Genomic DNA, 21,032 nt, shown 5'->3' with positions numbered 1-21,032 from the left:
TGGCCGCTCAGTGCTCCTGCGCGATCCGCTCGTGCTCGATCTGGAGGAGCATCGACGACGTGATGTCGCCGGTCGGGTAATCGCCCGAGAAGCACGCGGTGCACATGCGCGGGATCTCGGGGTTCTTCTCGATGACGGCACCGACGAGATCGTCGAGCGTCTGATAGATGACGGCATCTGCGCCGATCTCGTGCGCGACCTCGGCGTGCGTCCGGTCGCGCGCGATGAACTCGCGGCGCGTGCTCATGTCGATCCCGTAGACGCAGGGGTGGATGAGCGGCGGCGACATCGAGGCGAAGAGGACGCGCCGGGCGCCGGCCTGGCGGACGAGTTGCACGATCTGCTTGCTCGTGTGGCCGCGCACGATCGAGTCGTCGACGAGGAGGACGTCCTTGCCCCTGAACTCTTCCCCGATGGCGTTCAGCTTGTGGCGGAGCGAGCGCTTGCGCTCGCCGTCCGACGGCATGATGAAGGTGCGGCCGACGTAGCGGTTCTTGACGAGCCCTTCCCGATACGGGACCTTCAGCGCTTGCGCCATCGAAAGCGCGGCGGTACGCGCGGAGTCCGGGATCGGGACGACGACGTCGGCGGTGTGGCCTTCGTCGATGAAGACCTTGGCGAGGCGCTCGCCCATCCGGATGCGGGCCTCGTAGACCGAGATCCCCTCGAGGTACGAGTCGGGGCGCGCGAAGTAGACGAACTCGAAGACGCACGGGTGATGGCGCGGCTCCGCGACCTGCTCGCGGCTCATCGTGCCCTCGAGGTCGATGAAGAGCGCCTCGCCGGGGGCGCAGCCAGGGATCAGCTCGAAGTCGGTCGTGGAGAGCACGACGCTCTCGGAGGCGACGGCGTAGGCGTAGCCCCCTTGCGTGGCGCGTCTTCCGACGGCGATCGGCTTGATCCCGTACGGGTCGCGGAAGGCGAAGAGGCCGTGGCCGGCGATGAAGCCGACGACGCTGTAGGCGCCGCGGACGGTGCGGTAGACCTCTTTGACGGCGGCGTGGTACGCGGCGGTGGTGAAGATGCCGTTCGCCGAGCGCGCGAGGGCGCCGGCGAAGACGTTCAAGATCACCTCGACGTCGCAGCCGGAGTAGAGGACGCGGAGCGAGTCGTGCTCGAGGTCGCCGCGGAGCTCTTCGTAGTTGGCGACGTTGCCGTTGTGGGCCATCGCGATGCCGAACGGGAAGTTCACCGTGAACGGCTGCGCGTCCTCGCCTCCGCCGGACCCGACCGTGGGGTAGCGGACGTGGCCGAGGCCGAGGTTGCCTTTCAGACGATCGACGTTCGCGGCGGTGAAGATGTCGCGGACCAGCCCTTCGCCCTTCTTGACGTGGAACCGGCCGCCGTCGTACGTGATGATCCCCGCCGCGTCTTGGCCGCGGTGCTGGATCGCGACCAGTCCGTCGTAGATCTCACGGACCGCGTCGTCCGCACCGATGACGCCGATGAACCCGCACATCGGATGGTCCTCCGTCGAGGGAGGCAGGGTAGCACTCGGGACGAGAGGTCGTTACGGGCAGGACGAGGTGATGCGCGGCGCTCCGGGCGCGCCGTGATCTCCTTGGAAGCCCCAAGGACCGGGACCGGCGCAGGCGTTCACGCCGCGCACGAGGTACCAAACCCCTGTTCCCACCGGAGGGATGTCGAGGTCGTCACCTTCTTGGCCGTACTGCGCCGGGCGGATGCAGTCTTCATCGAGGCCGCCGGGCCCGACCGGGAGTCCCGACAGCTGGCCGCGCACCACCTGGTAGTAATCGGCGTGCGCGATGGGGACCCACCGGATCGCGGCGAAGTTGTTTCCCCACTTGACGATGTAGACGGTGTTGCCGACGTCCCCCGGCACGACGCCCACCGGCGCGCCGACGCAGTGGCCGGCGCCGTCGCACGCATCCCCCGACGTGCAATTGCTCGCGTCGCTGCACGCCGTCCCCGCCGCTTTCGGGGTATGAGTGCAGGCGCAGGCGTTCTGGTAGTCGGTCACGTCGTCGGTGCAGGGATTGCCGTCGTCGCAGACGCTCACCGGAGCGCAGCTCCCGGCGCCGTCGCAGACGCCGCCCACGACGCACGTCCCCGAGGCCGGACACGCGGTGCCCGCTGGGACGTTCGCTTGGTAGCAACCTGTGATCGGATCGCAAGCCGCCGCCGTGCAGGGCAGCCGTTGATCGGTTGACCTACGCAATAGCCGTCGTAGCACTGGTCGTAGTCGGTGCACGCGTTGAAATCGTTGCACAAGGGATCACTCTGCTCGATCGTCGAGAAGCCGCACTGCGACGAGACCGAGGAGTCCCCCGGCGCCGTGGCCGTCGCTGAATTCGTGACGGTGGTCCCACCCGGGAGACAATATTGAAGTAATGAGCTGACGGTGAATTCGACGGTAGCTCCCGGAGCCAGGCCGGAGTAGTCGCACTCGATCGGCGCGTCGTTCGACTCGTAGGTCGGAAGCTGGCAGACCGTTTCGGGGCCGGGGAAGTCTCCGTTCACGAAGAGGTTTTCGAAGAGGACTTCGTCAGGCAGCGCATCATGGAGATGGAACGACACGGCGGCGGTGCCTCCGTTCGTGACCGTGATCGTGTAGGCGAACCCTGTGCCGGCTTCGACTCGATCCGGCGGACAGGTCTTGACGATCGAGAGGGTCGCGGCGGCCGGCACTGCCACGAAAAGCGCGCATCCCACTGCGAGCGCACGGACGATCATGGGGACGCCCCTTGAGGCGGTTATACGCGGCCAGGAGGGGGCAGGCAACCCCCGATCGTCAGAACCTTTGCCCGATGATCAGATACGCGGCGTTCTGGCCGCTCTGCTCGCGCCCGTAACCGATGTATGCCGGACCGAGCACGGTGTCGGCGCCGATGAAGAGCGAGCCGGCGGTCCGGAGCGACTTCACGGTCACCGGGTCACCCTCGACGTAAACGTTTCCGGCCTCCGCCGACACGCCGGCGTACATGCGCTGCGTCAGGGAGCCGAGGCTGAACCTCGTCAGCTCGCGGTAGTACATGAGCCGCGCGATCCCTCCGCGCGACCCGACGAGCTGGTTCGGCTGCAACCCGGAAAGACGGAACAGGCCGCCGAGCTCGTAGGCGTTGTCGTAGGTCACGGCGCCGTTCACGAGATCGCTTATCTCCGCCCCGATGGAGATGATGTTCCTTCCGAGCTCGAACACCTGCAGGGCGTCCGCCTTGACGAAATCGCCGGTCTCCTGCGCGCCCATCCCCTCGAGGGAGCGCCGGTAGAGCGCGTTCAGGTGCGTGCCCTGGCGCGGCCAGGTGATCGTGTCGAGCGTGTCGACGCGGAACTGCGCCTCGAATCCGGCGTCGTCGGTGCTCACCGCCGGAAAGACGTCGTCCCCGATGCGCCGCCGCCCCTGGCCCCAATCCCGGAACGCTCCGGCGGAGAGCTCGCCCCATCGCCCGAGCACGCGCCCGAAACCCGCTCCGATGTTGGTCGTCTCGAACACGTACTGGGCGACCGCGTCCCCTTGGTCGGTGTAGAAGTTGGCGATGTCGCGGCGGTACCCGGCCTTTCCATCGAAGACCCACGCGAGGCTCGGCTCGAGCGGCTGGTAGTACTCGGTCGAGACGAGCGTGTTCGTCCCGAACTGGAGGATGTTCCGCCACTCGCCGCCGCTGCGGTTGAACGGGTTGAAGATGTGGCTGGCGATGAGATCGAACTGGAAGTCTCCCGCGAAGTCGGAAGCCATGAAGCCGCCGAACTGGAGGCTGTTCCGGCTGTACGGCTTCGGGGGGACGTCGATCGTGAGCGTGCCGGTTTCGTCGGTGCGGTCGAATGTGTGGCCGATCGGGCCGAAGACGTCCATCCCGTAGAGGTACTGGATCTGCTTCTCCAGAGCCGGCTGATCGAGCGGGACGCCGGTCGGTATCTTGATTCGCCGTTCGACGATCGCGTCGTTCAGCGGACCGGTGTTCTTGATGACGACCTTGTCGACGACCAGGTCGGCGGCGGGGCGCTTGTGGTGCTTCGCCACGTACGCTTGCCACTCCTCGTCGGACACCGCGAGCGCCCGGAGGCGCGCTTCGGCCTCGTGAGCCGCGTTCTCGCCGCGGCCGATCGTCTCCTCCGCCTTGTCGAAGTCGGAGAACGAGATGTCGCTCAGCTCGGGGACGAGGATGATGTCCTGAGGCTTCACCGCCGCCATGTCGGCTTCTTTGTTGGCGTTCGTGAGGAGGCCCGTGACCTGGTCGATGCGGGTGAGGATGTTCCCCAGCTCTTCTTTCTTGCGGAGGGGGCTCGTGATGTCGACGCCGATCACCACGTCGGCGCCGAGCGCGCGCGCGATGCGGACGGGGAAATTCGCCGCCATGCCGCCGTCGGAGAGCTCGCGGCCGTCGAGGATGATCGGCGGAAAGATCCCCGGCAGCGCCATGCTCGCGCGCATCGCGTCGGAGAGCGAGCCGCTCCCGAGCACGACCGCCTTGCCGGTGGCGAGATCGGACGCGACGGCGCGATACGGGATCGGCAGCTTGTCGAAGTCGCGCTCGCCGGTCGTCTGGATCTCGAGCCCCTGGAAGAGCAGCTCGAGGTTCTGACCGCCGATGACCGCGGGAGGGATGTACGGCTTCCAGTCGCGGAACCGGAGCTTGATCGGAATGAGGAAGCGCGACTGCTCGTCCTTGCGGCGGAAGGTCATCTCTTGCCGGGTGAGGCGGTCGTTGAAGACCCCGCCCCAGTTGATCGTGATGATCTGGTCTTCGATCTCCTTCGAGGTCCAGCCCGACGCGTAGAGGCCGCCGACGATCGAGCCCATGCTCGTGCCGACGATCATGTCGACGGGGACGTGGTATTCCTCGAGGACCTTGAGGACGCCGATGTGCGCGCTCCCGCGCGCGCCGCCGCCGGAGAGGACGAGAACGACCTTGGGGCGATGGGCGGGAGGCTCGTCGGCGATCCCGTTCGAGAACACGGCGCATGCGGCGAGCGCCGCGAGGATCGAGCGTCTCATCCCAGGAACTCCCTCAGCGCCTCGGCCAGCTCGCGGCCGTGCGAGTGCACAAGATACTCGCCGTGGAAGCCGCCGGGAATATCCAATCGCTTCGACGCGGAGAGCGCCCCCGCGAGGCGCCTTGCATGCCGCTCGGAGATGAGCCAGTCCCCTTCTCCGTGCACGACGAGCACCGGGATCTTGACCCGGGCGAGCTCGTCGTCCCGGAGGCTGCTCCGGCGCGGAATCTCCGCGCTCAGGCGTCTTCGCCCGCGTCCGCGCATCGCCGGAAGGTGCCGCCAGAGCTTCGGCCCGAGGGGGAAGTGATCGAGGACGCGAAGATCGGCCGGAGCGCCGATGAGGGCGAGCCGCTCGATCGGCGCCCCGTGTGCCGCGGCCCTCACGGCGTGGAACCCCCCGAACGAAAAACCGACCACCGCGACCCGCCGCCCGGTCGCGGCGAGGTGATCGACCCCTGCCGCGACCTCGCGCCACTCCTCCCGTCCCCACGTGAAGCGCCCGGGGGTCTCGCCGTGGCCGCGGACGTCGAGCGCGAGGACGTCGTGCCGCTCGGCCAGCAGCTCCGCGATCGCCACGATCTCGTGCATCGTGCGCCGGCCGAGGAGGCCGTGGACGAGGACGACGCCGGAGGGCCGGCCGGCGTCCCACAGCGTGGCGGCGGCTTCCGAGACGGGGAGGACGAGAGACCTCGGGGCGGGGATCAACGGCGGGATTATACGGGGGCGCTATAATTCCGCTTCACGTTCGGGAGGCGGCATGTCGCAAGTTCTCGAGTCGCTCGCGTCGGCCGCCGGCCTCAGCGCGATCCACGACAAGGTCATGGCGGGCGAGCGCCTCTCGTTCGACGACGGGGTCGCGCTCTTCCGCTCCCGCGCGCTCATGCCGGCCGGCGCCTTGGCGAACGTCGTGCGCACGAAGAAGAACGGCAACGCCGCCTACTTCGTGCGCAACATGCACCTGAACCCGACGAACGTCTGCACGGTCGACTGCAAGTTCTGCGGGTTCTACCGCCCGTACAAGCACAAGGAGCAGGGCTGGACGTGGGACCTCGACCGGGCGCTCGGCGAGGTGAGGTCGAACCTGAGCGACGCGATCACCGAGGTCCACATCGTCGGCGGCCACAACCCGGACTATCCGTACGAGTTCTACCTCGATCTCGTCCGCGGCATCCACGAGCTGAAGCCCGGGATGCACGTCAAGGCGTTCACCTGCGCCGAGTACGACTTCTTCGCGAAGCGGTTCAAGAAGGATCTCGACCGCGTGATCGACGACTTCAAGGCGGCCGGTGTCGACTCGCTCCCCGGCGGCGGTGCCGAGGTCCTGGTCGAGCGCGTGCGACGGGAGCTGTACCCCAAGAAGATCTCCGCCGAGCGCTGGCTCGAGGTCGCCCGCACCGCGCATGCGCACGGCCTCCGCTCGAACGCGACGATGCTCTACGGCCACGTCGAGACGATCGAGGAGAGGGTCGAGCACCTCTGCCGGCTCCGCGCGCTCCAGGACGAGACCGGCGGGTTCATGTGCTTCATCCCGCTCGCGTTCCACCCGGAGAACACGCAGATCGCGCACCTCCCGGGTCCCACGGGGTTCGACGACCTCCTCACGATCGCGGTGTCGCGCCTCATGCTCGACAACTTCGACCACGTGAAGGCGTACTGGATCATGATCTCGCCGCGGATCGCGCAGGTCGGCCTCGCGATGGGCGCGGACGACATCGACGGCACGATTCACGAGGAGAAGATCGTCCACATGGCGGGCGCCAAGACGCCGGTCGGCCTCACGGTCGCCGCCCTCTGCCGCCTGATCCGCGACGCGGGGTGCGTGCCGGTCCAGCGCGACTCGGTCTACAACGTGCTCCAGCGGTTCGAGGAGCCGGCGCTCGCATGATCCGCATCGGCGCGGTTTCGTACCTGAACACGCGCCCGCTCGTTTTCGGCCTCGAGCAGGCCGCCGACCCGCGCTACGCGCTCTCGTACGACGTCCCCTCGGTGCTCTCGACGCGCCTCGAGGCCGGCGAGCTCGACGTGGCGCTCCTCCCGGTCATCGAGCTGGCCCGCATCCCCGATCTCGCCGTCGTTCCCGGCATCGCGATCGGGAGCTACGGCGACTGCCGCTCGGTGCTCCTCGTCTCGAAGAAGCCGCTCGACGAGATCCGCACGGTGGCGCTCGATCCGGAGTCGAGGACCTCGAACGCCTTGGTCCAGGTCCTCGCGGCCGACGCGTGGGGCATCTCGCCGCGCTTCGGGCCCGGCCCGCGCGATCTCGAGCTGGCGCTCACGGAGCACGACGCGGTGGTGAGGATCGGCGACAAAGCGCTCTTCACGCCGCTGCCGCCCGGCACGCGATCGTTCGACCTCGGCGGCGCCTGGACGCAGGCGACCGGCCTCCCCTTCGTCTTTGCGGTGTGGGCCGTCCGGATGGGCGCTCTCGATCGCGATCTCTACACGGCGCTCCACGAGAGCCGGCGCTCGGCGCACGCGGAGCTCGCGGCGATCGCCGACGATTACACCTGGAACGGGCGGCGCGATCCCGAGACGGCCTTTCGCTACCTCACCGAAGCGATGCGCTACCGTTTCGGCGGCCCCGAGCTGACGGCGCTCAACCGGTTCCTCGCGTCGTCCGCGCGCCTGGGCCTCATCGACCGCGCGCCCGAGATCCGCATCGCGGCGTTTTTGCCGACGGCATGCCGCTAAATGGGGACATTCTGCTTTTTCCTACAATGCTCTCGTGCGCGGGAGTGATGGAATCATGAGCGAGAGAATTGTAGGAAAAAGCAGAATGTCCCCCATCGAGGCGCTCGACCTCCTCGAGCGCGAGAGCCTGACGAACCTCGGCGCGATGGCCGATCTCGTCCGCCGTGCGAAGCATCCTGACGGCGTCGTGACGTACATCATCGACCGGAACGTGAACTACACGAACGTCTGCAACGCGTTCTGCAGCTTCTGCGCCTTCTACCGTCCACCGCATCACGAGGAGGGCTGGACCCTTCCCTACGAGGAGATCGAGAAGAAGGTCGAGGAGACCTACGCGCTCGGCGGCAACCAGATCCTCCTCCAGGGCGGCCACAACCCGAAGCTGAAGATCGAGTACTACGAAGACCTGTTCACGCGCCTCAAGACCCGTTTCCCCGATCTATGGCTCCATGCGCTCTCGGCGCCGGAGATCGTGCACATCTACCGCTCGTCGCGGCTGACGCTCCAGGAGACGCTGACGCGCCTGCGCGCCTCCGGCCTCGACTCGATCCCCGGGGGCGGCGCCGAGATCCTCGTCGACGAGGTGCGCAAGCGGCTCATGAAGAACAAGGCCTCGAGCGCCGAGTGGATCGAGGTCCACGAGACGGCGCACGCGATGGGCATGCGCACGACCGCGACGATGATGTTCGGCCACGTCGAGTCCCGCGCCGACCGGATCGAGCACCTGCGCATGCTCCGCGATCTGCAAGACCGCACCGGCGGCTTCACCGCGTTCATCGGCTGGACCTTCCAGCCCGGGCACACCGAGCTGGGCGGCCAGGAGGCGACGACCGCGGAGTACCTCCGCACGATGGCCGTCGCCCGCGTCTTCCTCGACAACTTCGACAACCTGCAGGCCTCATGGGTCACGCAGGGGCCGAAGGTCGGCGCCGCCTCGCTCGCGTTCGGCGTCAACGACATGGGCAGCACGATGATCGAGGAGAACGTCGTCTCGGCGGCGGGGACGGTCCATCACATGAACGAGCCCGAGATCGTCGCCGCGATCCGCGACGCGGGCTTCGTCCCGATGCGCCGTACGATGGCGTACGAGCGGATCGGCGGCCCGCTGCACGCCTAGATGTCGTTCGACGGCTTGGCGCTGACCGCCGTCTCCGGTGGAACGCGTCTACGCCTCAGGGTCAAGCCGGGAGCACGGCGCGCCGAGATCGTCGGCGTCCACGGCGGCGCGCTCAAGATCGCGGTCAGCGCCCCGCCGGAGCGCGGCAAGGCGAACGGCGCCGTCATCGATCTCATCGCGCGCACCCTCGACCTCCCGATCGAAGCGGTCACGATCGTCCGGGGATCGGCCTCCCAGGACAAGCTCGTCTTCGTGCGCATGCCGGTCGACGAGATGAAACGCCGGCTCGGCCTCGGTGGGAAGGCGCGAGGTTGACGGGCCAGGGTCCGGAACGGATGCTGTCTCCGTGATCTCGCTCGTCATTCCCGCCTACAACGAAGAGCGCGCCCTCCCGCGCTTGCTCGCGACGGTCACGGAGGCCACGCGGGCCTACGCCGGGTCCGTCGAGACGATCGTCGCCGACAACTCGTCGACCGACGGAACCGCGGGCGTCGCGGCGGCCTGGGGCGCTCGCGTCGTCCCGGTCGCCAAGAGGTCGATCGCCGCCGCCCGTAACGCCGGCGCTGCCGCGGCGCGCGGCGAGATCCTCGCCTTCGTCGACGCGGACATGCAGATTCACGCCGGAACGTTCGGTGCCATCGACTCGGCGATGGCGTCGGACCGCCTCGTGGGGGGCGCGACCGGCGTCACGCTCGAGCGCTGGTCGCTCGGCCTGGCCGCGACCTTCGCCGTCCTCCTGCCTGTCGTCTGGTTGACGCGGTTCGACACCGGCGTCGTCTTCTGCCGCCGCCGCGATTTCGAGACGGTCGGCGGCTACGACGAGACGTTGCGCCTCGCCGAGGACGTGAGCTTCCTCATGAGGCTCCGGCAGCTCGGGCGCTCCCGCGGTCAACGGCTGACGCGATTGACGAAGGCCAAGGCGATCGCCTCGACCCGCAAGTTCGACGAGCACGGCGACTGGCACTACTTCCGGATTTTCCCGCCGGCGCTGTTCAAGCTCGCGCTCTCCGGCCGCTCCGCGCTGCGGTCGATCGAGTCGTACTGGTACGAGCCCAACCGTTAGAGAGAACGGGGACAGTAACCGAGTTTTTCTTACACGCGAAGTGCGCGTGTAAGAAAAACTCGGTTACTGTCCCCGTTCTCTCTACCGGAAGTTCTTGATGAGGACGGCGTCGCTGGACGCCTTGCCGGCGTTCACAGCGACGTGCATGTTGTCGGGCATCCACGTCATCGCGAAGATGAAGTCCTTGGGGAAGCGCGTCGCCTGCACCGGCTTCGAGCCGTCGGCGTTGGCGATCCACAAGTTATTGGCGTCGCCGATCGTGAGCGCGACCGCGAGCTTGCGTCCGTCGGGCGAGAAGGCGTAGTCGCTGATCCGGCCTTCCTTGAACGCCGTGATCGGCTGCGAGGGACCGCCTGCGAGCGGTGCACGGTACAGATTCCACACCGGCTGCCCGCGATCGACGAAGGTGACCGCGGTACCGTCGGGCGCCCATCCGAACGATTCGCCCTGCGGCGGCACGCTCGACAGGTTGACCGGGTCCGCGTCGCCGCCCGTCGAGAGCGCCTTGATCGCCCGGCTGACCATCCCCGACGGAGCGATCGCCAGATCGGTGACGACCGCCCGCTTCCCGTCGCGCGAGAGCCTGCCGACGCCGAGCCTCGGCCCCAGCTTGCGCGTCGCGCCGTCCTTCAGGTTGATCGTCCAGATGCTGCTGTCGTCGACGCGCGTCACCGTCATGATGCTGCCGTCCCGCGCGACGTCGAGCACCTGATACGCGCCGTCGGGGGTGAGATTCCGCGCGTTGCCGCCATCGGCGTCGGCGCGCCAAACCTGGGCGCGGCCGTCGGTATCGAACCGGTTGTGGACGAATCCCTGCGCGAAGCAGCTCGGCGCCACCGCGAGCGCGGTGCCCTCCGTGAGCGGCTTGGGCACGGCACCGGCAGCCGCGACCGAATAGATCTGGAGCGACTGACTGCGCGGGCCGGCGAACAGGACACTTCCATCCGGGCACGCAGAGGCGCCAAACGGCGAGTTCTCGGCATTGCGATACGACGTGAGAGCGCGCGGCTCGCCTCCCCCGGCATCCGCGAGCCAGAGGTCGCTCAAGATCGAGCGACGCACGGCCGCGATCGCCTCGTCGCCGGACGACACCGACACCTGCGCGTAATCGTCGACGTCGTTCGTGATGCGCCGCGCGCGTCCGCTAGGAAAATCGACCAGCGCGATCTGGCGCGTGAGCGCCGAAGCGAGATCGTAGCCGGTCCTGACGAGGCCCTTGCCGTCGGCGAGCCACGCGACGCTCTGGGGAATCGCTCCTTTGAGGGTCTCGCGGACCTCGCGCGCCCCGCTCGTCGCGTCGTACGTCACAGTCGAGGCGACGAAGATGCCGGACGAGGCGTCGAGCTCCATCGCCGCGATCTTCGCCCCGTCGGGCGACCACGCGGGCGCTCCGACGACCTTGCGCGGATCGGTCACCGTGGCGAGGGTCCGCTCCTTCCCCGCCTCGAGGTCGCGCACGACGATGAGCGCGTGCTGCTTCTGCGGCTCTCCGCGGACGAACGCCACCTGTTTGCCGTCGGGGGAGAACGTGGCCGTGGAATCGACGTCGAACGCACGCTCCCTCGACGGACCGCCGAGGGAAGGCACCTGCATGAGCGCACGGTAGCTCGGATTGTCGCGGCGGCACTTCAAGTAGAAGAGGTAGTTGCCGTCGGGCGTGAACGACAGCCCCTCGAAGAGACCGTCTTCGGAGGGGACGACCTCGAGATCGCTCCCCGTGGCGACCTGCCGCACGCGCACGCCGGCCTTCCCGAGCTCGCCGGTCAAGTACGCGAAGTAGCGGCCGTCTCGCGAGATCGCGACGTCGGTGAGGTCGCCGCGGTCCGTCTGGGTCACCATCTTCATGTTCTGGAACGGCTGCGATGGGTCGGCGGTGGAGCCCCCGCGCTTGAGCGCCCACACCGCCACCGCCACCGCCGCGAGCGCGACCACCGCCGCTCCGGCGAGCACGAGGAACGACGGCTTCGAGCGCGCCGTCGCGAACGTCCCGGTCTTCGTCGTCCCGATCGACGTCGCGGTCGAGGTGAGGTTGTCCCACTCGTCGACGATCTCGCGCAGCTCGATCGCCGCATCCTTCATCGACTGGACGCGCTGATCGGGGCTCTTCGCCAGGCAGCGGCGCACGAACCGGCGCAGCTCGGGGGGCGCCTTGGGGTTCCGCTCCTCGATCGGCGGGAACGGATCGTTCAGGATCTTGTGCATCGTCTCGACCGCCGTCTCGGCGACGAACGGGCGCGTCTTCGTGATCGCCTCGTAGAGGACGCATCCGAACGAGAAGATGTCGGAGCGCGCGTCGACCGGCTTGCCGCGCACCTGCTCGGGGGACATGTAGCCGGTCGTGCCGAGGATCGAGCCCGCGCCGGTCTTCTGCTCGAGCATCGTCGGCGCGTTCGTCATCTCGATCTCGGGCTCGGTGCGCTCGGTGAGCTTCGCGAGCCCGAAGTCGAGCACCTTCGCGAACCCGTCGGCCGACACCATGATGTTGCCGGGCTTGAGGTCGCGGTGGACGATCCCCGCCGCGTGCGCCTTCGCCAGCCCCTCGGCCGCCTGCGCGAGATAACCGAGGAGCGTCCGCAGGTCGGTCCGCTCCTCGTGGATGAGCGTCGTCATCGTGCGCCCGTTGATCAGCTCCATCGAGATGAACTGGACAGGCGCCGAATCGCCTTCGGCCGGCGCGCCCTTGGTGCGGACGACGTCGCGGCCGATCTCGTAGATCGTCACGATGTTCGGATGGCTCAGGGAGGACGCCGACTTCGCCTCGAGGACGAACCGCCGCAGGCGCTCGTCGTCGCGGACGAACTCCGCGGGGAGGACCTTGAGCGCGACGTTCCGCTCGAGCGCCTGGTCCTGGGCGAGGTAAACCTCGCCCATCCCGCCGGTCCCCAGGGGCCCGACCACGCGGTAGTGAGAGAGCTGGTCTTCGGGCTGAAGCGTACGGGCTAACGAATTCATCGAGTCTCAACCATGGCGGGCGATTCTACAGGAGCCGCCCCCCGCCCCTTCGCTACCCGGTCCGGCGCGCCCGGAGTACCAGATCGGGATCGAAGACGGTCAGCTCGGAAGCCTTCTCTCCTTCCACGACGAACCTCACCCGCACCGCGGGGGCCCCTGCGGGGTGGAAGGCGTTCTCCCCCAGGGGAATGAGATTGCGCGCCATCATCGTGCCGCGCTTGAATTGCGCCTGTCCCTTGTTGAGGGAGATCTCGATACGGTCGGCGTCGCGCGGGCCGAACGCGTAGACGCCCACGTACCGCTGCAGCACTTCGGCCGTCACGTCCGCGGCCTTCGGCACCGGATCGGCGCCGCCGACCTCGAGGAGAAATTTCTTCACCGGCTTGGCGTTGGCGCCTCCGGCCTCGGCGTGCGCGAGCAGCGTGATCCCATGGGGGCCCGGCGTCCCCTGGATCCCCGGCGACGCCTCGACGAACGCCTTCACGACCTCGACGTGCCCGAGCATCGCCGCGGAGAAGATCGACGGCCGCGCCCCGTGCAAGAGCAGCGCCTGCGCGATCTCGAGGTTGCCCATGTGCGACGCGGCGCCGAGCGCCGTCTCCCAGTCGCCGAACCCCCAGTCCCACGACGCGTTCGCGAGGGTCGGGTGCTGATCGAGCAGCTCCTTCACCCGCTTCGGGTTGAAGTGGGAGACGGTCACCATCTCGCGCGCGAGCGCGGGCGACTGCGTGGGGAACTCATCGGGGACGGCTGGGGTGGGCGCGGTTTCCGCGGCGGCCGGCATGGGGGGTACCGCCGCGGACGCCGCGCCCTGTGTTTGCGCATCGGCGCCGCTCGCAGAACGCGAAAGAGCGCCGATGCCCGCGACTGCGGAGAAGCCAAGGAATCCCCGGCGTGTGATCGGGTCCATGCTCCTGATAGTACGCGCCGGATTGCCGATGGTTGCCCGTTTCCCGGCACTTACAACTTTTTACAGTTCAGCGCGACGGCGGCACCGAAAAGCCGATCGGACGGCTCGGGCCCGGCGACTCCAGCAGCGAGCGAATCGCATCGAAAAGCCGCTCGATGTCGACGTCGTGCCGACCGACCGTTTCCTCGATCGTCGCCAGCTTCTCGGCGATCTCCGCATGGCTTCGAGAGAGATCCCTCAATCGGACGAACGCACGCACCACGTACACGCTCAGCTCGACGGCCTGACGGCTCTTGAGAACGCTCGCCGCCATGATTGCGCCGTGCTCGGTGAAGGCCCACGGACACGCTCGTGAGAATCGGAGCTGAGCGAGGTGGTCACAATTTGTGACCACCTCGTCGCGTTCGGCGGGGCGCAGTCGAAACGAGAAATCCTGGGGAAATCGTCCGCGATTCCGCTTCACGGCTTGGTTGAGCGCCTTCGTCGTGACTCCGTACACGAGAGCCAGATCGGCGTCGAGCATCACCCTGTGCCCGCGAACCACGACGATGCGTCGATCGATCAGCGGAACGAGCTTTCCGGTCTGTCGCCTTCCGCCCGTTCTCGAGCTCCTCGTGCGCATCGCGCGGAGTGTGCCGATACAAACCGAAGAATCAATCCCCCCGCGCCGCACGAGGGGTTTCCTAGCGACAACCGGCTGCCTGTCAGTGCCGCTGGGCGTAGGGCTGGTGCCCCGTCTCCTGCGAGATCGCCCAAGGAAGAATGGCGTCGAGGCTCAGCTTGCCCGAGCCCTTCGCGGCGATGACCAGGAAGATGAAGCAGTAGAGGACCGCCAGCTCGCCCTTGTTCGCGAGAGGCGAGACCGCGTTCGGCGCGTGCGCGGTGAAGTAGGCGACCGCCATCTCACCGCTCGCCACGAATCCCGCCCAGCCAGCCCAGACTCCCAGCGCGATCATCAGTCCGCAGATGAACTCGATCGTGCCGGCGGTCATCATCATCGGGTTGCCGGTGAGCGGCGGCCCTCCTGGGCCCCCGAACAGCTTCTGGGCACCGTGCGCGGCGAACATGAGGCCGATCACGATGCGCGCGACGGCGTAGATCCATTCCGAGTACCGGCCGAGCCACCGTTCCATGGGGCACCTCCGAGGCCCCCCACTCCCCTTCGGTTATAGCGCGACTTTCGTCGCCGCGCAGGTCGGGTTTCCCCTATCCCCTGGGAACTCGGCGGATGACGCGAGAAGCACGCGCGGATCCTACCGCGCCTGGAACGCTCCGCTGACGAGCTCGGCGGGGAACGCCGCGCCGCCGTCGCCCTTCACCGCGTAGCGGTACACGGCGGCGGTGTAGATCGCGGTGAGGGTCGAGCCGACGAGACCGAGCGCGAGGAGCGACGTCACGCCGAGCACGACCGCCGCGATGACGAGCGGGATCATGTGCGTGTTGACCGCGACGATGACCACGCCGGCGAACGCCGCCACGGTGAAGAACGAGATCATCCCGAACGCGAACCCGATGCCGATGTTGCCGACGATCTGCTCGCCCCACGTCTTCTTCAGGAGCTCGGTGCTGCGCTTCACGGCTTCGACGGGACCGATCCCCTCGACCACGAGAATGGGAACCGCGAGGAACGTCGCGAGGTTCCAGCCGAAACCGAGCGCCGACGCGATGAGGCGGCCGATGAAACCGCGCCGCGCGATGCTGCGCAGGAGCACGCCGACCGTCGCCGAGATGAGCGCGTAGCCGACGATCGCACCGAAGCGGCTGCTCGCGATCCGGAACCCGTCACCGAGCGTCGGCTTCCCGCCGTCGAGGCGGATCATCGCGGCGCCGATGAGCGCCGAGTTGCAGTAGAAGATGACGATGTATTGAACGACGTAGAAGAGGAATCCGAGCGCCAAGCCGATGACCGGCAGTCCCTCGGCGAAGCCCCCCTCGAAGATCCCCGTGAGGAACATCGGCACCGCGAACGAGACCATGACGAGCACCACCGCGATCGTCGAGATCACGGGGAAGACCATCAGCTCCTTGTCGTCGCGGAGTACCGACCAACTCGCCTTGACCAGCTCCCAGCTTCTCGTGAACGCGTTCATCGTCCCCTCCCGTCACACGCCTACGCCGGAGACTACGACGCCTCCCGCGGAGGGTTCCACGTCAGAGATGGGGACATTCTGCTTTTTCCTTCAGAGCTTCGAACCGCAGAAGCTCTGAAGGAAAAAGCAGAATGTCCCCATCTCTCACAAGCCCACAGCCAGCGCCCGGACTGCGGCGTGGTGCGGCGCCCAGCAATCCCAGACTTCGCGGCCCCACGCCTTCACTTTTTCAACATGGGCTCCCGGCTCGCCGAGCGCCAGCGCGACGTCCGCGACGGTCAGTTTGGCGCGGCGTTCGGGAATATCGAAGTGCGGCCACGTGGCGATCTTCGACACGAAGCGCTGGAGGCGTGGCGCGATCTCGCCGGGCGTGACACCCCGCTCGATGGCGGTGTGGAGGCCGATGAGATGGACGCAGACCGACTTGTCCGGGTGGCGCCCGCCGGCGTGCTGCACGGCGTAGGTGTCGACCGTGATCTGGTGGGCGCGCCCGAAGATCGTCGCGTCCTGGAACTCGACGGCGAGGACCTCTTCGAAAACCGCCCAGCACTCCGCCGAGGCGTGGAACTTCCGGTCGTAGACGGCGCCCGACACCGGCCTTGTGAGACCGCAACCGGGGCAGGTCGTCGTCATTTCGCCCGATCCGCCTCCAGCAGCGCCCGCCAGTCCGCCGGGATCGGCGCCGACTTGTGCGCGGCGTAGTCGTAGTGGACCTGCGTCGAGGTCCCTTCGACGACGAGGCGGCCGTCGGACTTCACGCGCCCTTCGTAGGCGAGATCCCATGAGGCGTTCCCGATCCGCGTCGGCGTGCAGCGCATCGTCACGACCTCGAGCATGTAGACCGGGGAACGAAACTGAAGAGTCGTCGAGCCGAGGACGAAGTCGACCTGCTCCATCTTCGTGAGGTTGCGGCGGGCGCAGACATAAGCGGTCCGCACCTCCTCGAACCAGTTCACGTAGACGGCGTTGTTGACGTGGCCGAGGGCGTCGGTGTCGCGGAGCGTGGCCTGAATGTCGAGGGTATACGCCCAGGTCACTTCGACTTTCCCTTCAATTCTTCGACGATCGCCGCGATCCGCGAGCGCGTCCCCGGCGAGAACCAGCAGTCGAGCCACTCGGGGAGGAGAAGCAGGTTGCTCGCCCGGATCCGCTCGATGACCGGCGAGCGCAGGTAACGCTTCGTCACCGAGAACGACGTCGCGTCCTTCGAGAGGAACTCGTCGAGACGGGTGCGAGCGAGCGCCTCGACGGCGGCGGGGTCGTCCGCCAGCTCGTCGGCGAGACCGGCCTCGACCGCCGCGTCGTCGCTGAAGTTCCGGCCGAGGAGCGCGACCTCGGCGAGCGCGGTTCGCGGCACGGCGTCGCGCACGATGAGCGCGACGCCGAACGGCAGCGGGACGCCGACCTTCACCTCGTTCAGGCCGACGAGCGCGCCGCGCCGCAGCACGCGCCAGTCGGTGCAGAGGCCGAGCACGCTCCCGCCCGCGAGCGCGTGGCCGTGCATCGATGCGACGACCGGCTTGGGGAAGGCGTAGAGCGCGAGCACCATCGCCGAGAAGCGCCGCATGAACCGCTCCATCGCATGGCGGTCGAGCGGATGCAGCTCCTGGAGGTCGAGGCCGGGGCAGAAGATCTTGCCGGCCGCGGTCAAGAGGACGCCCTTGATCTCGGGGTCGGCCTCCGCGTCGGCGAGGACCGACATCAGCGCCTCGACGAAGTCGTCGTTGATCGCGTTGCCGTGCGCCCGCTCGAGGCGCACGATTCCGACGCTTCCGTCGCGTGTCAGCGTCACCGAAGCCGTCTTGACCGCCATGGTGCCCTCCGCGGCTGCCTATAATAACGAGCCGTCCCGGGGGGACATGTGAAGGCGGTCGCGATTCGAGCGTTCGGCGGGCCGGAGAAGCTCGCCGTCATGGAGATGCCCGATCCCAAGGCTGCGCGGGGCGAGATCCTCATTCGCACCGTCGCCGCGGGCGTGAATCCGGTCGACTGGAAGATGCGCGAGGGCGGCCTCGCGTCGCTCCCCCACGCCTTCCCGCTCATTCCCGGTTGGGACGTGGCAGGCGTCGTCGAGGACTTGGGAGAAGGGTGCCATCGCTTCCGTCGCGGTGAGCGCGTCTTCGCCTACGCACGCAAGCCGTTCGTCCAGTGGGGCACCTACGCCGAGCTGGTCGTCGTCCCGGAGGCCGACGCCGCGGCGATGCCGCCCAACCTGCTCTTCGAGGAGGCGGCCGCGGTCCCCTGCGCCGCGCTCACCGCGATGCAAGCGCTGGCGAAGGCGGGCGTCAGGAAGGACACGAAGCTGCTCATCCTCAACGGCTCGGGCGGCGTCGGTCACTTCGCCCTGCAGCTCGCGCGGGTCGCCGGCGCGCGCACGCTCGCGACGACGGGCCCTAAGAACCAGGAGTTCGTCATGAGCCAGGGCGCGGAGGCCGGAATCGATCACGACCGCGACGATCTCGTCGCGTCGGTGAACGCTCGCTTCGACGGCGGCGCCGACGCCGTGATCGACGCCATCGGCGGCGCTGCGCTCGAGCGCGCGCTCCATGCCGTCAAGCCCGGAGGCATCGTCGTGAGCGTCGCGGGTGCGACCGCCGCGGCGAACGGCATCCGCTTCGAGCGTCTGAACTCTCGCCCTTCGGGAGACGAGCTGGAGATCCTCGCCGCCCACGCGCAGCGCAAGACCCTGAGGCCGCACGTGCAGACGATCTTCCGCCTCGACGAGGCCGCGAAGGCGCAGCACGAAAGCCGTCAGGGCCACGTCCGAGGGAAGCTGGTGCTCGCGCTGTGATCTTCTCCACCGCCGACGGCGCGCAGGTCGCCTGCCTGTTCCGTGACGGGAAGGATCCTCTCGTCCTCCTCCACGCCCTCGGCTGCGACGGGTCGATGTGGGACGACGTCATCAAGGCGCTTCCGCCGAACCGCGGCCTCGTCGTCCCCGACCTCCGCGGCCACGGCGCCTCGACGCTCGGCTGGCGCACGCCTTCGGTCGCTTTGTGGGCCGAGGACGTCGCGAACGCGATCCTCGCGCTCCCGATCGAGCGGCCGCTGGTCGCCGGCATCTCGATGGGCGGCTACGTTGCGCTCGCCCTCGCGGCGGCCCATCCTGGCCTCGCCCGCGCCTACGCGTTCATCGGCACGACCGCCGAGCCCGACGACGACACCGGCCGATCCAAGCGCGCCGCCGCCATCGCGACGGTCGAACGCCGGGGGTGGCACGCCTACCTCGACGGGATGATGGGCACCTTCCTGAATACCGAAGACGAGAGGTTCACAGTCAACAGTCGACAGTTGACGGTGATGTTCGAGAGAGTCGGCGACGCCGGTCTTCCGCCGACGCTCATGGCGCTCGCGGCGCGTCCCGATCGGACGCCGCTCCTTCCGTCGATCGCCGCGCCGACTCTCGTCGTCGCCGGCAGCGGCGACAGCTTGATCCCGCCGGAGAAGACGCGAAAGATCGCCGAGACGATCCCAGGCGCGAAGTTCCACCTGCTCGAGGGCGCCGCGCACCTGACGGTGCTCGAGCGGCCGCGCGCGATCGCCGAGCTTCTCGCTACCATGTAGGCCATGGCCGGCCGCGTCGTCCTCCACCTCGACATGGACGCGTTCTACGCGGCGGTCGAGATCCGGGAAGACGCCTCGCTCGCCGGCAAGCCGCTCATCATCGGCCACGACGGAAAGCGCGGCGTCGTCGCGACGTGCTCGTACGAGGCGCGCGTCGACGGCGTGCGCTCGGCGATGCCGTCCGTCACCGCCGCCCGCCTCTGTCCCAACGCGGTCTGGCTGCCTCCGCGCATGGAGCTTTACGTCGAGGTCTCGCGCGCGATCCGCCGCATCATGGACGCCGAGGCGCCGGTCGTGGAACCGCTCTCGATCGACGAGGCGTTCCTCGACCTGACCGGTTGGGCGGCGGATCTCGAAGCGGGGCGCCTGGTCGCGCGTCGCCTCAAGGACCGCATCAAGCGCGAGCAGCGGCTCACCGCGTCCGTCGGCGTCGCACCGAACAAGTTCCTGGCAAAGCTCGCGTCGGACCTCGAGAAGCCGGACGGTCTCGTCGTTTTCCCGCTGGAGGACGTGCCGAAGCGACTCTGGCCGCTCCCGGTCGGACGCCTCTGGGGCGTCGGCCCGAAATCGGCCGAGAGGTTCGAGCGCGCCGGAATCTACACCGTCGGCGACGTCGCGAAGATCTCGATCCCGGCCCTTGCCTCGCTCGTCGGCGACGGCCTCGCGCGTCACGTCGCGGCGCTCGCTCAGGGGGAAGATGATCGCCGCGTCCACGCGGACCCCGAGTCGAAATCGATCTCCGAGGAGCGAACTTACTCTGAGGACCTGCGCGACCCGCGGGACATCGACCGCGCGCTCCTGGCGAGATCGGAAGGAGTCGCCCGCTCGCTGCGCTCGTCCGGCCTCAAAGGCCGGACCGTCAATCTCAAGATCCGCACCGGCGACTTCACGACGTGGACGCGCGCGACGACCCTCAGCGCGCCGACCGACCTCGCCGAGCCGATCGTCGAGGCGGCGCGTGCGATGTTCGCCGAGAAGATCGACCTCGCGGGACACGGTGTGCGTCTCATCGGCGTCGGCATGAGCGGGCTCGTGACCGCGTCGTCAGTACCGACGCATCTCTTCTCGGACCCGGCTACCGACCGCGCGCGCAAGATGGCCGAGGCGCAGGACGCGGTGCGCGAGAAGCTGGGCGAGCGGGCGGTGACGCGGGCGACATTGCTGAAGAAGCGAGCCGACTGAGCTACTGCCGGTAATTCCCGAACTGCAGCTCGACGCCGAAATCCTTCTGGCGGAGCAATCCCATCGCATGCTGGAGGTCGTCGCGCGACGGCGACGAGACGCGCACCTGGTCGGCCTGGATCGCGGCCTGCACCTTCTTCAGCTTCTGGTCCTTGAGGTACTTCACGATCTCGCGTGCGGTATCGATCGGGATACCTTGCTGGAGCGAGATCTCCTGGCGCGCGGTGCCGCCGCCGGCGGGCTGGATGTCGCCGGCCTTCAAGTTGCGCAGCGGGACCTTGCGCTTGACGAGCTTGCCCTGGAGGACGTCCCAGATCGCCTTGATCTTGAAATCGTCGGGGCCGGTGAGGACGATCTTGTTCTCGGCCTTCATCAGGTCGATGCCGGCCTTGATCCCCTTGAAGTCGAAGCGCTGCGTGATCTCCTTGAGCGCCTGGTTGACCGCGTTGTCGACCTCCTGGAGGTCGCAGCCGGTCGTGATGTCGAAGCTCTGCTGTCCTGCCATCG

Annotated in this window: 22 protein-coding genes; 8 read left to right on the top strand and 14 right to left on the bottom strand. The window is 68.1% G+C overall.

Annotated features, from left to right (window positions below):
• Positions 1 to 7 precede the first annotated feature (7 nt).
• From purF to VFV19_06420, 5 genes are read right to left on the bottom strand one after another with little or no spacing between them, the layout of a single operon-like run.
• The gene (purF, locus tag VFV19_06440) at positions 8 to 1,459 is read right to left on the bottom strand and encodes an amidophosphoribosyltransferase (GenBank protein ID HEX4823932.1); all 1,452 of its coding nucleotides are present in this window, start codon (positions 1,457 to 1,459) and stop codon (positions 8 to 10) included.
• A 51-nt stretch (positions 1,460 to 1,510) separates the two neighbouring features.
• Positions 1,511 to 2,059, bottom strand: coding sequence for a hypothetical protein (locus VFV19_06435; GenBank protein HEX4823931.1), 549 nt, complete (start codon positions 2,057 to 2,059; stop codon positions 1,511 to 1,513).
• Complete coding sequence (locus VFV19_06430) at positions 2,017 to 2,694, bottom strand: hypothetical protein (GenBank protein ID HEX4823930.1); 678 nt, start codon at positions 2,692 to 2,694, stop codon at positions 2,017 to 2,019. Before VFV19_06430 ends, VFV19_06435 begins: the two co-directional genes overlap by 43 nt.
• Before the next feature lie 58 nt (positions 2,695 to 2,752).
• Complete coding sequence (locus VFV19_06425) at positions 2,753 to 4,957, bottom strand: patatin-like phospholipase family protein (GenBank protein ID HEX4823929.1); 2,205 nt, start codon at positions 4,955 to 4,957, stop codon at positions 2,753 to 2,755.
• A complete protein-coding gene (locus VFV19_06420) occupies positions 4,954 to 5,661 on the bottom strand; it encodes an alpha/beta fold hydrolase (GenBank protein ID HEX4823928.1) in 708 nt (235 codons plus the stop codon). Before VFV19_06420 ends, VFV19_06425 begins: the two co-directional genes overlap by 4 nt.
• 52 nt (positions 5,662 to 5,713) lie before the next feature.
• Between VFV19_06420 and mqnE the strand changes: the two genes are divergently transcribed.
• The 5 genes from mqnE to VFV19_06395 all read left to right on the top strand — a co-directional run bounded on the left by mqnE (position 5,714) and on the right by VFV19_06395 (position 9,827).
• Positions 5,714 to 6,841: an aminofutalosine synthase MqnE gene (gene mqnE, locus VFV19_06415; GenBank protein HEX4823927.1), complete on the top strand. Its 1,128-nt coding sequence runs from the start codon at positions 5,714 to 5,716 to the stop codon at positions 6,839 to 6,841.
• Positions 6,838 to 7,647, top strand: coding sequence for a menaquinone biosynthesis protein (locus VFV19_06410; protein ID HEX4823926.1), 810 nt, complete (start codon positions 6,838 to 6,840; stop codon positions 7,645 to 7,647). The genes mqnE and VFV19_06410 overlap by 4 nt, the downstream gene beginning before the upstream one ends.
• Positions 7,648 to 7,732: 85 nt before the next feature.
• A complete protein-coding gene (gene mqnC, locus VFV19_06405) occupies positions 7,733 to 8,764 on the top strand; it encodes a cyclic dehypoxanthinyl futalosine synthase (protein ID HEX4823925.1) in 1,032 nt (343 codons plus the stop codon).
• On the top strand, positions 8,765 to 9,079 hold the full coding sequence (locus VFV19_06400) for a DUF167 domain-containing protein (GenBank protein ID HEX4823924.1): 315 nt from the start codon (positions 8,765 to 8,767) through the stop codon (positions 9,077 to 9,079). It abuts the gene before it with no gap.
• Positions 9,080 to 9,110: 31 nt separating this feature from the next.
• Positions 9,111 to 9,827 carry a glycosyltransferase gene (locus VFV19_06395; protein HEX4823923.1) on the top strand — a complete coding sequence of 239 codons (717 nt, stop codon included), beginning with the start codon at positions 9,111 to 9,113 and terminating at the stop codon, positions 9,825 to 9,827.
• Between the two features lie 81 nt (positions 9,828 to 9,908).
• Here the strand turns inward: VFV19_06395 and VFV19_06390 are convergent, their stop codons facing one another.
• The 8 genes from VFV19_06390 to VFV19_06355 form a co-directional block, all read right to left on the bottom strand.
• Positions 9,909 to 12,779: a protein kinase gene (locus tag VFV19_06390; protein ID HEX4823922.1), complete on the bottom strand. Its 2,871-nt coding sequence runs from the start codon at positions 12,777 to 12,779 to the stop codon at positions 9,909 to 9,911.
• Between the two features lie 52 nt (positions 12,780 to 12,831).
• On the bottom strand, positions 12,832 to 13,563 hold the full coding sequence (locus VFV19_06385) for a hypothetical protein (GenBank protein HEX4823921.1): 732 nt from the start codon (positions 13,561 to 13,563) through the stop codon (positions 12,832 to 12,834).
• A 193-nt stretch (positions 13,564 to 13,756) separates the two neighbouring features.
• Positions 13,757 to 14,311 (bottom strand): ORF6N domain-containing protein, encoded by a 555-nt coding sequence (locus VFV19_06380; protein HEX4823920.1) that lies wholly within the window; start codon positions 14,309 to 14,311, stop codon positions 13,757 to 13,759.
• Between the two features lie 82 nt (positions 14,312 to 14,393).
• Positions 14,394 to 14,822 (bottom strand): DoxX family protein, encoded by a 429-nt coding sequence (locus VFV19_06375; protein ID HEX4823919.1) that lies wholly within the window; start codon positions 14,820 to 14,822, stop codon positions 14,394 to 14,396.
• Between the two features lie 120 nt (positions 14,823 to 14,942).
• Entirely contained in the window at positions 14,943 to 15,779 is an 837-nt protein-coding gene (locus VFV19_06370) for a DUF6159 family protein (protein ID HEX4823918.1), read from the bottom strand.
• A gap of 144 nt (positions 15,780 to 15,923) precedes the next feature.
• Positions 15,924 to 16,412: a DUF5946 family protein gene (locus tag VFV19_06365; GenBank protein HEX4823917.1), complete on the bottom strand. Its 489-nt coding sequence runs from the start codon at positions 16,410 to 16,412 to the stop codon at positions 15,924 to 15,926.
• Positions 16,409 to 16,816, bottom strand: a complete 408-nt coding sequence (locus tag VFV19_06360; GenBank protein ID HEX4823916.1) for a thioesterase family protein — start codon at positions 16,814 to 16,816, stop codon at positions 16,409 to 16,411. Before VFV19_06360 ends, VFV19_06365 begins: the two co-directional genes overlap by 4 nt.
• Entirely contained in the window at positions 16,813 to 17,592 is a 780-nt protein-coding gene (locus tag VFV19_06355) for an enoyl-CoA hydratase/isomerase family protein (protein ID HEX4823915.1), read from the bottom strand. Before VFV19_06355 ends, VFV19_06360 begins: the two co-directional genes overlap by 4 nt.
• A gap of 48 nt (positions 17,593 to 17,640) precedes the next feature.
• Here VFV19_06355 and VFV19_06350 point away from each other — a divergent pair, with 48 nt between their 5' ends.
• From VFV19_06350 to VFV19_06340, 3 genes are read left to right on the top strand one after another with little or no spacing between them, the layout of a single operon-like run.
• Entirely contained in the window at positions 17,641 to 18,570 is a 930-nt protein-coding gene (locus tag VFV19_06350; protein HEX4823914.1) for an NADP-dependent oxidoreductase, read from the top strand.
• Positions 18,567 to 19,343 carry an alpha/beta fold hydrolase gene (locus VFV19_06345; GenBank protein ID HEX4823913.1) on the top strand — a complete coding sequence of 259 codons (777 nt, stop codon included), beginning with the start codon at positions 18,567 to 18,569 and terminating at the stop codon, positions 19,341 to 19,343. The genes VFV19_06350 and VFV19_06345 overlap by 4 nt, the downstream gene beginning before the upstream one ends.
• 3 nt (positions 19,344 to 19,346) lie before the next feature.
• Positions 19,347 to 20,525, top strand: coding sequence for a DNA polymerase IV (locus tag VFV19_06340; protein HEX4823912.1), 1,179 nt, complete (start codon positions 19,347 to 19,349; stop codon positions 20,523 to 20,525).
• 1 nt (position 20,526) lies between these two features.
• Here VFV19_06340 and VFV19_06335 read toward each other — a convergent pair whose 3' ends face one another.
• Positions 20,527 to 21,030: a YajQ family cyclic di-GMP-binding protein gene (locus VFV19_06335; GenBank protein ID HEX4823911.1), complete on the bottom strand. Its 504-nt coding sequence runs from the start codon at positions 21,028 to 21,030 to the stop codon at positions 20,527 to 20,529.
• Positions 21,031 to 21,032 lie beyond the last annotated feature (2 nt).

The sequence above is a fragment of the Candidatus Polarisedimenticolaceae bacterium genome (genome assembly GCA_036275915.1).
Lineage (GTDB): Bacteria > Acidobacteriota > Polarisedimenticolia > Polarisedimenticolales > DASRJG01 > DASRJG01.
Note: the sequence above shows the minus strand (reverse complement) of the source record. Positions and strands in the feature narration are given on the sequence as shown.

Coding starts and splice junctions, on each gene's coding strand:
- purF (HEX4823932.1), bottom strand. CDS start 1,459: ATGTGCGGGTTCATCGGCGTCATCGGTGCGGACGACGCGGTCCGTGAG.
- VFV19_06430 (HEX4823930.1), bottom strand. CDS start 2,694: ATGATCGTCCGTGCGCTCGCAGTGGGATGCGCGCTTTTCGTGGCAGTG.
- VFV19_06425 (HEX4823929.1), bottom strand. CDS start 4,957: ATGAGACGCTCGATCCTCGCGGCGCTCGCCGCATGCGCCGTGTTCTCG.
- mqnE (HEX4823927.1), top strand. CDS start 5,714: ATGTCGCAAGTTCTCGAGTCGCTCGCGTCGGCCGCCGGCCTCAGCGCG.
- VFV19_06410 (HEX4823926.1), top strand. CDS start 6,838: ATGATCCGCATCGGCGCGGTTTCGTACCTGAACACGCGCCCGCTCGTT.
- mqnC (HEX4823925.1), top strand. CDS start 7,733: ATGTCCCCCATCGAGGCGCTCGACCTCCTCGAGCGCGAGAGCCTGACG.
- VFV19_06400 (HEX4823924.1), top strand. CDS start 8,765: ATGTCGTTCGACGGCTTGGCGCTGACCGCCGTCTCCGGTGGAACGCGT.
- VFV19_06390 (HEX4823922.1), bottom strand. CDS start 12,779: ATGAATTCGTTAGCCCGTACGCTTCAGCCCGAAGACCAGCTCTCTCAC.
- VFV19_06385 (HEX4823921.1), bottom strand. CDS start 13,563: ATGCCGGCCGCCGCGGAAACCGCGCCCACCCCAGCCGTCCCCGATGAG.
- VFV19_06380 (HEX4823920.1), bottom strand. CDS start 14,311: ATGCGCACGAGGAGCTCGAGAACGGGCGGAAGGCGACAGACCGGAAAG.
- VFV19_06375 (HEX4823919.1), bottom strand. CDS start 14,822: ATGGAACGGTGGCTCGGCCGGTACTCGGAATGGATCTACGCCGTCGCG.
- VFV19_06370 (HEX4823918.1), bottom strand. CDS start 15,779: ATGAACGCGTTCACGAGAAGCTGGGAGCTGGTCAAGGCGAGTTGGTCG.
- VFV19_06365 (HEX4823917.1), bottom strand. CDS start 16,412: ATGACGACGACCTGCCCCGGTTGCGGTCTCACAAGGCCGGTGTCGGGC.
- VFV19_06355 (HEX4823915.1), bottom strand. CDS start 17,592: ATGGCGGTCAAGACGGCTTCGGTGACGCTGACACGCGACGGAAGCGTC.
- VFV19_06340 (HEX4823912.1), top strand. CDS start 19,347: ATGGCCGGCCGCGTCGTCCTCCACCTCGACATGGACGCGTTCTACGCG.
- VFV19_06335 (HEX4823911.1), bottom strand. CDS start 21,030: ATGGCAGGACAGCAGAGCTTCGACATCACGACCGGCTGCGACCTCCAG.